An 11,094-nucleotide genomic window follows, 5' to 3' on the forward strand; every position below is an offset into this window, starting at 1 on the left:
ACCGAGAGTTCGATGTCTAATTGGACGGCGATGAATGGTTCTCCCACCAAGTGGACATTCGAGGATGGAGCTTTGGTTGCGGTTCCTCGGAGTGGATACATTCGATCCAAGCAGGATTTCGGTTCCTGTCGTTTGTACCTAGAATTTGCCACGCCCGCACCATCCAAAGGAACTGGGCAAGCGAGTGGGAATAGTGGGGTATTCCTCATGGGGAAATATGAGATTCAAGTTCTTAATTCTTTTGGGGGAAATGCAAATTCCACTTATCCCGATGGTCAGTGTGGTGCACTTTACGGCCGGGCCAAGCCTATGGTCAATGCCTCCCGGGCTCCCGGTCAGTGGCAGACTTACGATATTACTTTTACCCGTCCACTTTTTGATGAGCAGGGCAAGGTTACCCGACGGGCTAAGTTCCGCGTGATCCATAACGGGCACTTGATCCATGATGATGTCGAACTGACCGGTGGAACGGGATGGGCTGGTCCTCACGCGGTCCGCCCTTATAAAGTGCATGGTGATAAGGGGCCTTTGAGCCTGCAGGACCATGGCAATCCCGTGCGATATCGAAATATCTGGGCTGTAGACATGGAAGAAAAGAAAACAACTGGTTCTACAAAAAAGGCATTAAAGGCTCTATTTTTTACTGGTGGGTGTTGCCATGATTATGGGCAGCAGAAGAATATTATTATTGAGGGAATCAATGCCAGAGTGCCGACCAAGTGGGAAGTATTTCATGAAATGGACGGGAAGAAGTCCAAAGCTTTTCTCAACCAAACGGGTTGGGCGGATTCGTTTGATTATATTGTCTACGATCATTGCTACGCCTCTGAGAAAGATGTAGAGTTTATTGAGTCAGTAACCGCTGTGCATGAAGCAGGAAAGCCTGCACTCGCGTTACATTGTGCCATGCACTCTTATCATTGGAATGTGCCTGCGAAGGAAGGTGAGGTCAAGGCATGGCCAAAAATGTTGGGTGCCAGTTCCAAGGGTCATGGACCTAAAGAGCCTATCACTGTAAACATTGTGAAGAAAAATGAGGGGCACCCAGTTATTAAAGATTTGCCTGATGGTTGGCGTACTCCAGAAGGAGAGCTTTACAATGTTCAAGAAATTTATCCCGGAACAACAGTGCTTGCTTATGGAGACAATGGAAAAAACAAAAAACCCTTAGAGCCACAAGCGTGCATTTGGGTGAATCAGCACGGGAAGGGAAGAATTTTTTCCACTACAATAGGTCATCATAACTCGACGGTTTCCACCAAGGAGTACCTTGATCTGTTGGGTAATGCGGTACGCTGGGTAACCAAGCAGTAACAAATCCTCTAGCTATTTGAATTTTATGAAAGTACCATCATTCCTTACCATTCTTCTCCTCTCATCTCTTGTCGGTCTTTGGGCGGACGATCATTCAGGTAAGCCTCTCAAGGGGCTTCTTGTAACTGGGGGAGGGCATCATGACTATGGTTTCCAACAAAATGTTATCATGGAAGGGGTTAGCCAACGCTTGCCGGTAAAATGGACGGTGATGTTTGACATGGATCCACGCGAGAGCAAATCCAAGTTAAGTAAGGAGGGTTGGGCAAATGGCTATGATTTTGTTTTTTACAACCACTGCTTCGCTCGGGAGGATGACAAGGCTTTCATAGATTCGATAGTCAAGGTGCACGAAGAGGGAGTACCCGCCATCGCCATGCACTGTGCCATGCACTCCTACCATATTTTTGTTAAAGGCCAAAAACCGATTGAGAAGAGTTGGAATAAATTGCTTGGTGTACATTCTCACGGTCATGGTCCGCATGTGCCATTCGATGTCACTAAGGTTTTAGAGTTTTCCGATCATCCGGCGATCAAGGACATGCCAGACAAATGGAGGACCCCAAAGGGCGAACTTTACTATGTCTTAGATGTGGGCGAAGGCACAAAGGTACTTGCTTATGGAGACAATGGAGCCAAGCACAAGCCCGCTGAACCACAGCCCTGCGTGTGGGTGAACGAGTATGGGAAAGGAAGGGTCTTCGGAACAACTATTGGTCACCACAACGAGACGGTATCGACCAAAGAATTTCTAGATTTGATTAGTAACGGTGTTCGCTGGGCTACCTCTAAATAATATTTCCGTTTAACATTTCCTTCCACTGTTAGGAAGGCTACCTAGCAAGGTGGGGATAATACGGTTAAGGGTAATTACTTTTCGTATCTCCCCGATGATTTTTTGCGGAAATTTCCGCCACCACCGCCACCTTTGTAGCCGCCACCTCCACCCTTGCGGAAACCTCCTCCTTTACGAAAACCTCCACCGCCACCGCCGGTGCCGCCAAATTTCCTCCCTTTGCCTTCTGGGCGAGGTCGGCCACGATCGATCGAGAGATTAAGCTGGTGTCCTTGAACCCAAACTTCTTTGAGCTTTTCCACGACATCATGGGGCATGTCCTTGGGGAGATCGATAAAGGAATAATCCTTAAACATACGAATTTTACCTATAAATTTGGTATCTAGCCCAATCTCATTGGCAATCGCTCCAACTAGATCGCGCTTCTCTGCTCCATGGTATTCACCGACTTCCACCCGGTAGCTTTGTAAGTCGTCGTTACTAACATATTGTTCATCCCTGTTTCCATTTCGCTCTCTTTTTTCACGCTTGGATCTTTTAGGCGTGGGCATTTCATCATAAAGCAAAGGTTTCTTACCGGCATCGAGATAAGCGAGGGCTGCGGCTACATCGACTGAGTCTTTTCCACTTTCTTCGAGAAATTGTTGGATGGCTTGTCGGTAATCAGACAGATCTTTGGCAGTAAGAGCATCTTCCATACGGGTAAAAAATTCTTTCTGTTTTCGCTCGTTCATTTCCTCCAAAGTAGGAAATGTGTATTCATCGCATTTGGATTTTAAAGTTCTTTCGATTGCATTGAGCATTCGCATCTCCTTATTAGTGACAAAAAGAATGGCATCGCCTTCCCTACCTGCGCGTCCAGTGCGTCCTATCCTGTGAGTGTAGGACTCAAGGTCAAAAGGTGCGTCGTAATTAACCACATGGGTGATGACATCAACGTCGAGCCCACGGGCGGCAACATCGGTAGCCACAAGGACTTTGATGTGACCCTTACGCAGTCGGTCGACAGTTTTCTCTCTAAGGTTTTGCGGCATGTCCCCATTAAGTGCTTCCGCAGGGTATCCTTTTGCCACCAGTGTTTCAGCAATATCGGTGGTTGCATTTTTGGTGCGGGCAAAAATAAGCATAGCTCCAAAAGTCTCTATTTCGAGAATGCGGGATAGCATTTCGATCTTTTCGTGCTGTCGTACCTTGAGGAAACGTTGTCGGATGTTAGGGGCATTTTCTCTTTTGACTGCAATGGTGATTTCCACTGGTTCGTTGAGGTGCCTGTCCGCCAATTTCCGAATCTGTTTTGGCATTGTGGCTGAAAAAAGTGCGGTTTGTCGGTCGCTTGGAGTTTGTTCAAGAATCCATTCGATATCTTCGATGAATCCCATACTTAGCATTTCATCTGCTTCATCGAGCACCATTGCTTTTAACTGCTCGAGTTTCATGTATTTTTTCTTCACATGATCCATGACGCGTCCGGGAGTGCCCACAACAATTTGTGCCCCTCTTTTAAGTTCTCGGATTTGCTCGCTGTATCCAGTGCCTCCATATACGGGTACAATCCGTAAGTTGGGAATATTTTCCGCAAAGCCGTCTATGGCATCAGCAACTTGTATCGCAAGTTCTCGAGTAGGTGCGAGGCAGAGCATTTGTACCGCTCTTAGGTTGGGGTCGAGTCGGGAGAGCAAAGGCAGGGCAAAGGCGGCAGTTTTACCGGTTCCAGTTTGGGCTACACCCAAAAGGTCGTGCCCCTCGAGGATTGGCGGTATAGACCGGCGTTGAATAGGGGATGGAGTCTCATAGCCAGCACGGGCTACTGCTTGTTGGACTTCAGGTAAAAGATCGAAATCTTCGAATTTAGGGCTATCGGTTTCTTTCTGTTCTTTTTCCTCTTTAGGGAGTTCTTGATCGCTCATAAGATGTAATTGGTTCTAGGGGTTGCTCAGGTTCATACCACATTAGAACCTTTGCTCACTTTTCTTATGAATCCATACTATCCATTTGTGAGCCTCTGTTCCAAGGCGTGATTATTTATTTCAAAGAATCACAATAACACTAATCTGGCATATGACGAGTCGTAAAAAGGGCAGTTCTATTGTAAGCAATATTGAGGCTGATTCTTAAAAATCTGAATATATTTTTTTGAATAAAAGTGCAGAGACAACTTTATCTTTGCCATAAGGTTATGAATGGGGGAAAAATCATTTAACTTATTATTATTATGATCATTTCCATACCTAAGGAAACTCAAGCCTCAGAAAAGAGAGTTGCGATCGCTCCGGACAATATTTCGGCATTCGCCAAGCTCGGATACGAGGTAGTAATTGAACAAGGAGCTGGAGAGAATGCCAATCTTTCCAACTCCGCGTACGAGGAGGCTGGAGCACTTATTGTAGATGATGCAACTACGGTATGGTCGCAGGGTGATCTTGTTCTTAAGGTGACTCCTCCAAGCCTTGAAGAGGTGGGGATGATAAAAGAGGGATCCACCCTAATTAGCTTTGTTTATCCTGCAAGAAACGAAGAACTGTTAAAGAAGCTGGGAGAAAGGAAGATCAATTTATTGGCTATGGATTGCGTGCCCCGTATTTCACGGGCTCAATCGATGGATGCCTTGAGCTCCATGGCCAATGTTGCTGGTTATCGTGCGGTGGTTGAGGCCTCACATGTATTTGGGCGTTTTTTTACCGGGCAGATTACTGCAGCCGGTAAAGTTCCGCCTGCTAAAGTCTTGATCATTGGAGCAGGGGTTGCCGGGCTGGCTGCGATCGGAGCTGCCCGTAATATGGGAGCGATTGTTCGCGCATTTGATACCCGGCCTGCGGTTAAAGAAGAGGTGAAAAGCCTGGGTGCCTCATTTCTAGAATTGAATTTTGAGGAGGATGGGTCTGGGTCCGGAGGTTATGCCAAGGTGATGAGTAAAGAATTTATCGAGGCAGAGATGAAGCTATTTGCCGAGCAGGCGGCAGAGGTGGATGTTATCATTACTACTGCGATGATCCCGGGGAAAAAATCTCCGGTATTAATAACCGAAGAGATGGTAAAGAGTATGAAGCCCGGATCTGTGGTTGTTGATCTTGCCGCAGAAGGTGGTGGGAATTGTGAATTAACTGTGAGTGGTGAAGTTACTGTTGCCCACGGGGTCACAATTATTGGATACACTGATTTCCCTTCTCGATTACCGACTCAATCGAGTCGATTGTACGGCAATAATTTAGTCAAACTAGTACAGTTACTCGGCAATGCCGAAGAATTTAAAATTAATCAGGAGGACGAAGTGGTGCGCGGTGCCTTGGTTTTGGACAAGGGGGAATTAAGTTGGCCCCCTCCTGCGGTCGAAACATCGGTCGCACCTAAGAAAATGCCTGAGCTCAAATTAGAAGGAGAAAAAGTTGAGAAAAAAAGCAATCCTTTGCTTTCTGGAGGTTTTCTTCTCGGTCTGCTTGCTGTTGGTTTACTTGCACTTGGATGGAAGGGCTCGAGTGAGTTTCTTGATCAAATTACCGTATTTGTTCTCGCTTGTTTTGTCGGCTACATGGTGGTCTGGAATGTAACACCTTCTTTGCATACTCCATTAATGAGTGTAACCAATGCAATCAGTGGAATTATTCTCATTGGAGGAATGCTCTTTATGGCAGGAGCCAATCCCTGGCTCGCCGGGGTGGCCATATTTGTCGCCACCATTAACGTGGCGGGTGGATTTCTCGTAACCCAGCGCATGCTGAAAATGTTTCGCAAGTAATGAACGAAGGACTAGTTACAACATCCTACCTCGTATCGGGGATCTTTTTCATCTTAAGCCTGGGAGGACTTTCTAAACAAGAGAATGCCCGTCGCGGGAACTTGTATGGAATCATCGGGATGGCATTGGCCATATTTGCCACTTTCATGAGTGGTAAGGTTTCCAACTTCGAGCTGCTGATTCCTCTTATGCTTGGAGGTGCGATCATTGGGGCGGTTATGGCAAAACGAGTAGAGATGACATCGATGCCAGAATTGGTCGCGATTCTGCACAGTTTTGTAGGTTTGGCCGCGGTTTTGGTCGGGGTTGCAAGTTTTCTTGATACTACTCACACTTCACTCGCAGGTACGGACAAACTCATTCATGAGATCGAAATTCTGCTTGGTGTGTTTATTGGTGGTGTGACCTTTACGGGTTCAGTGGTAGCATTCGGTAAATTACGAGGTTCGCTGAGTGGCAAACCAATCCTGCTTCCTTTTCGACACTTTTTGAACCTTGGCATGGTTGGGGCATCCATCTATTTGGGTGCACAGTTCCTTGGTCAGGGGCATGATGCCGCACTTATCACACTGCTCATTATCATCGCCATCTCTCTCGTGCTTGGTGTGCATTTGATCGTGGCGATCGGAGGTGCAGATATGCCCGTGGTGGTTTCCATGCTCAACAGTTATTCCGGGTGGGCCGCCGCTGCAGCTGGGTTCATGCTCAAGAATGACTTACTTATTATTACTGGTGCGTTGGTGGGAAGCAGCGGAGCAATTCTCAGTTATATCATGTGTAATGCGATGAATCGTAGCTTGGCCAATGTAATCTTTGGAGGCTTTGGGACTGGTTCCGGCCGAGGAGGGGCAAGCAGTGAGATCGAAGGTTCGATTACCGAGACAAGTGCGTTGGAAGTTGCCGAAGAGTTGAAAGATTCAACTGAAGTAATGATAGTCCCGGGGTACGGAATGGCTGTTGCCCAGGCACAGCATGTGGTCAAAGAGATAACTGAGACTTTGCGCGATAAGGATGTAAATGTTCGCTTTGCGATTCATCCCGTTGCTGGCCGACTGCCGGGACACATGAATGTATTATTAGCAGAAGCAAATGTTCCTTACGATATTGTATTTGAAATGGACGAGGTGAATGATGAATTGCCCGAGGTCGATATTCTGATGGTCGTAGGAGCTAACGATATCGTCAATCCTTCGGCACTGGAAGAGGAGAATAGCCCGATTGCAGGAATGCCCGTGATTGAAGCTTGGAAGGCAAAGACGGTTATAGCCCTTAAGAGAAGTATGGCTACCGGATATTCAGGGGTTGAAAACCCACTTTATTACAAGGAAAATTGCCGGATGTTGTTTGGCGATGCCAAGGATTCTTTGGGGCAGGTATTATCTGCTTTGAAATAGTTTTAAATTAATTCAAGGACCAGGGCCTAATTTCTTCGCCCTGTGGATAACTTGCCTTTCTCAGGGGCTTGCCAAAACATTGTTCTTGTGTAGATTTAGTGTCTTAATTTGTAACTTAAACCTACCTATTTATGAGCACAGAAAATTCATCGCAATCAGGGGGCGGATGCCCTTTTGGCCACGGTAAACAAGCACCTGTAACAACCATAGACAAATGTCCGGTTGAGAACGCTGCCGGCGGAGGTACTTCCAATCAAGATTGGTGGCCCAATCAATTGAAGGTCGACATTTTACATCAGCACGATGCCCCATCCAATCCTATGGGAGATAATTTTGATTATGCGGAAGAATTTAAGAGCATTGACTATGAAGGTCTTAAAAAAGACCTGGTCGCTTTGATGACCGACTCTCAGGACTGGTGGCCGGCTGATTTTGGTCACTATGGTCCCTTCTTTGTTCGTATGGCTTGGCATGCCGCTGGTACCTATCGTACCGCAGATGGTCGCGGAGGGGGAGGTACGGGCGCACAACGATTTGCACCCCTTAATAGTTGGCCTGATAACGGGAACCTTGACAAAGCTCGCCGGCTCCTTTGGCCAATCAAGCAAAAGTACGGGAGGAAAATTTCCTGGGCCGATCTTTTTATTCTCACTGGTAATGTGGCTCTTGAGTCTATGGGCTTCAAGACTTTTGGTTTCGGTGGGGGGCGACCTGACATTTGGGAAACTGAGGACGATATTTATTGGGGTGCTGAGGGTACATGGTTGGACGACAAGCGTTACACGGGGGAGCGCGACCTGGAGAATCCACTTGCCGCCGTACAGATGGGCTTGATTTATGTTAACCCAGAAGGACCCAACGGTAACCCGGACCCACTCGCTGCTGCTCACGATATCCGAGAAACTTTTGGCCGGATGGCGATGAATGATGAAGAAACTGTGGCCCTCATTGCAGGCGGTCACACTTTTGGTAAGACGCACGGAGCAGGAGATGCATCTCATGTCGGACCTGAGCCCGAAGCCGCCAATATTGAGGAGCAGGGATTTGGATGGACCAGCAGTTATGGATCGGGCAGTGGTTCGGATGCGATTACTGCGGGACCGGAAGTTACCTGGACAAATACTCCCACCAAGTGGGGAATCAATTATTTGGAAAATCTTTTTAATTATGAGTGGGAACTAACCACCAGCCCTGCAGGGGCTAAACAATGGGTGGCCAAGGATGCTCCAGAAACTATACCCGATGCCTTTGATCCCGGAAAAATGCGCAAGCCGACGATGCTAACCACTGACTTGTCGATGCGCATGGATCCGGCATATGAAAAAATCTCCCGTAGCTTCTTAGAGAATCCAGATAAATATGCCGATGCATTTGCCCGTGCCTGGTTCAAGCTTACGCACCGAGATATGGGGCCAAAGTCCCGTTATCTTGGGCCAGATGTTCCTGCTGAAGAATTAATTTGGCAGGATCCCATACCTGCCTGTGATCACAATTTAATTGACCCTGCGGATATCTCTGCACTTAAGGCAAAGATTCTTGAGTCCGGTCTGACTACCGCGGAGCTGGTCTCCGTGGCCTGGGCATCTGCATCTACTTACCGGGGTTCCGATATGAGAGGTGGAGCTAATGGATCTCGTGTCCGCCTAGCTCCCCAAAAGGACTGGGAGGTCAACGAACCAACTCAGTTAGCGAAGGTTTTGGAGCGATTGGAAGCGATCCAAAGTGAATTCGGTTCCGCTGGTAAGCAAGTTTCTTTGGCTGACTTAATTGTACTTGGTGGAGGAGCTGCTGTGGAAGCAGCCGCGAAACAGGGGGGTGTTGAAATCACCGTTCCTTTCACTCCCGGTCGAATGGATGCTTCGCAGGAGCAAACCGATATCGATTCGTTCGAGGTAATGGAGCCGATGGTTGATGGATTCCGTAATTTCGCCAAGAAAAGATATAGTGTTTCTACGGAAGCTTTGCTTATCGATCGTGCTCAATTACTCACCCTGACTGGTTCCGAGTTGACTGCCCTTATCGGTGGCCTGCGTGTACTTGGGGCCAATCATAGTCAATCTAAGCATGGTGTGTTTACCCAAAGCCCGGGTGCATTAACTAATGACTTCTTCCTTAACTTACTCGATATGGCCACCAAGTGGTCACCAGTAAATGAGGAGGCTGAAGAGTTTGAAGGGATTGATCGTAACTCTGGCGATGTCAAGTGGACGGCAACTCGGGCAGATTTGATTTTTGGATCGAACTCCCGTTTACGTGCTTATGCCGAGGTTTATGCATGTTCAGACTCTAAAGAGAAATTTGTGCACGACTTTATTGCCGCATGGACAAAGGTAATGAACTTAGATCGTTTTGATCTAAAATAAAACCTTTTCTATTTTCACCATAAAAGACCGATGGTTCATTCCATCGGTCTTTTTTTGCCCTATTTTTTTAGTGCAAAAGTATTGCGATAAGGCCCTTATTCATCCAGTAAATTTAGATGAGTTTTTCCATGTATCTTATGAAGGTATTTTTCCCAGTTACTCTATACTCGATTTTATTAACATGGGTTTTTGCTCATGAAGGCGAGGCGTCCAAGCCTTTCCAAATGCTTCACCTTCATGATGCTATTGATATTCATGCTCATGGTGGTTGGGAGAGTCGCTATGCACTTGAAGGTCGGGACTCCCTAGATGGTGGGTCCCTTTGGTCGAGTAGTGTGGAGGCATCTTACGACCACTTTTTTGGAGGTCTATGGTATGGTCGTTCCTCCAGTAATGATTTTCGCGAGCTTCACCTTGGAGTGGGAGTAATTCAAAGAACTGAAAATATTGAGTACTATATTTCATACACCCATTTGCTCTTTCCGGTTGAGGAAATTTCTGATTCAGAATGGGGTGCAGGTTTTTCATATGATGCTTTACCTTTTGGTTTGGCCAGCGGACTTGACTTGGTTTATTCCGTTGATGCAAAGGGAAGCTTCTTTGAATGGACCACCTCTAAATCCGTTGAGATTTCTGATTTATGGGAATCGAGTTTCGGGACAGCACTCGGTTGGAACCAAGATTTTGTTAGCGACGGACATGATGGATGGAATCATATCTCGCTTAATGCAAATGGACGAAGAGCATTGAGTGATCGTCTTGGTTTGGTTTTTCACGGGGCCCAATCCTGGGCCATTAATCGTGACCTTTCTTTTGAGGGCGATGTTTCCCTCAAGGATTTTTTTCATTTTGGTGTTTCGCTCGAGGCCCAGTTCTGACCCTCTTCTATTGAGAAATAAGAGCTTAAGCCTTGAGCAGGGATTGTTTTGAGCATTCGCTGGAGCCAAGCATCTTTCCGCTCGACCAGGCGGGTGTAAGCTTTTCATCTTCCCACCGATTCACGCGATAGAGGGTGGCAAAGCCAAAGTCTGGAGCGTCTCCTCCTTGTCCGCCCACCACTTCAGCACCCCTACGGACATTGTCCTGCATCCACGCGGGCAGTCGAAGGTGAAAAGGGTTGCGCTCGAGTTCTCCACGATGATGTGACAGGGCACCAAGTAAATCGGCAACTTCTTCCACTGTATTTTCAACCATCAGGTTAGGGTGAGGCATTTGTCCCCAGTATTCCGTTTCAATAATAAGAGGAGACAATCCTTTGGCTTTTTTTAAAGCATCGATTGCCAGAAGGTGAGTACCGAGATGGGTCTGGTTCCAATCTCTGGCGTGAGGAACGAAGATAGCCACGGGTTGATGCTTGAGGAAAATTTCTGTGAGAATATCAACCGAATTAGACCAGTGGTTGGGAGCCTCGTTGGCAGTTTCCGGTCGTATTCGATCCAATCCATTTTCCCCAGTTTGTATGAGCTCAAAACCAATCCAATTACAGGCACCCTG

General features: G+C 47.1%; 7 protein-coding genes and 1 pseudogene. 6 read left to right on the forward strand and 2 right to left on the reverse strand.

Features of this window, described 5'->3' with window-relative positions; all coding sequences use genetic code 11:
* Positions 1-1,314: family 16 glycoside hydrolase (locus tag ACKPQ4_RS05735; RefSeq protein ID WP_407680244.1), on the forward strand; the 1,314-nt coding region annotated here is incomplete at its 5' end.
* A gap of 25 nt (positions 1,315-1,339) precedes the next feature.
* On the forward strand, positions 1,340-2,110 hold the full coding sequence (locus ACKPQ4_RS05740; protein ID WP_407680245.1) for a ThuA domain-containing protein: 771 nt from the start codon (positions 1,340-1,342) through the stop codon (positions 2,108-2,110).
* Between the two features lie 74 nt (positions 2,111-2,184).
* Here ACKPQ4_RS05740 and ACKPQ4_RS05745 read toward each other — a convergent pair whose 3' ends face one another.
* Positions 2,185-4,017: a DEAD/DEAH box helicase gene (locus ACKPQ4_RS05745; protein ID WP_407680246.1), complete on the reverse strand. Its 1,833-nt coding sequence runs from the start codon at positions 4,015-4,017 to the stop codon at positions 2,185-2,187.
* 305 nt (positions 4,018-4,322) lie between these two features.
* Here ACKPQ4_RS05745 and ACKPQ4_RS05750 point away from each other — a divergent pair, with 305 nt between their 5' ends.
* The 4 genes from ACKPQ4_RS05750 (at position 4,323) to ACKPQ4_RS05765 (ending at position 10,478) form a co-directional block, all read left to right on the forward strand.
* The gene (locus ACKPQ4_RS05750; RefSeq protein WP_407680247.1) at positions 4,323-5,843 is read left to right on the forward strand and encodes a Re/Si-specific NAD(P)(+) transhydrogenase subunit alpha; all 1,521 of its coding nucleotides are present in this window, start codon (positions 4,323-4,325) and stop codon (positions 5,841-5,843) included.
* Complete coding sequence (locus ACKPQ4_RS05755; RefSeq protein ID WP_407680248.1) at positions 5,843-7,237, forward strand: NAD(P)(+) transhydrogenase (Re/Si-specific) subunit beta; 1,395 nt, start codon at positions 5,843-5,845, stop codon at positions 7,235-7,237. Before ACKPQ4_RS05750 ends, ACKPQ4_RS05755 begins: the two co-directional genes overlap by 1 nt.
* A gap of 131 nt (positions 7,238-7,368) precedes the next feature.
* Positions 7,369-9,600 (forward strand): catalase/peroxidase HPI, encoded by a 2,232-nt coding sequence (gene katG, locus ACKPQ4_RS05760; protein ID WP_407680249.1) that lies wholly within the window; start codon positions 7,369-7,371, stop codon positions 9,598-9,600.
* 137 nt (positions 9,601-9,737) lie between these two features.
* Positions 9,738-10,478 carry a hypothetical protein gene (locus ACKPQ4_RS05765; RefSeq protein WP_407680250.1) on the forward strand — a complete coding sequence of 247 codons (741 nt, stop codon included), beginning with the start codon at positions 9,738-9,740 and terminating at the stop codon, positions 10,476-10,478.
* Positions 10,479-10,503: 25 nt separating this feature from the next.
* Here the strand turns inward: ACKPQ4_RS05765 and ACKPQ4_RS05770 are convergent.
* A pseudogene (locus ACKPQ4_RS05770) lies at positions 10,504-11,094 on the reverse strand (PIG-L family deacetylase); the annotation flags it as partial.

Origin of the sequence: Candidatus Chordibacter forsetii, from assembly GCF_964187505.1 — a bacterium.
Lineage (GTDB): Bacteria > Verrucomicrobiota > Verrucomicrobiia > Opitutales > Seribacteraceae > Chordibacter > Chordibacter forsetii.

What these genes read in the sequence shown, in the direction of transcription:
- ACKPQ4_RS05740 (WP_407680245.1), top strand. Translation starts at nt 1,340, where the DNA reads ATGAAAGTACCATCATTCCTTACCATTCTTCTCCTCTCATCTCTTGTC.
- ACKPQ4_RS05745 (WP_407680246.1), bottom strand. Translation starts at nt 4,017, where the DNA reads ATGAGCGATCAAGAACTCCCTAAAGAGGAAAAAGAACAGAAAGAAACC.
- ACKPQ4_RS05750 (WP_407680247.1), top strand. Translation starts at nt 4,323, where the DNA reads ATGATCATTTCCATACCTAAGGAAACTCAAGCCTCAGAAAAGAGAGTT.
- ACKPQ4_RS05755 (WP_407680248.1), top strand. Translation starts at nt 5,843, where the DNA reads ATGAACGAAGGACTAGTTACAACATCCTACCTCGTATCGGGGATCTTT.
- katG (WP_407680249.1), top strand. Translation starts at nt 7,369, where the DNA reads ATGAGCACAGAAAATTCATCGCAATCAGGGGGCGGATGCCCTTTTGGC.
- ACKPQ4_RS05765 (WP_407680250.1), top strand. Translation starts at nt 9,738, where the DNA reads ATGAAGGTATTTTTCCCAGTTACTCTATACTCGATTTTATTAACATGG.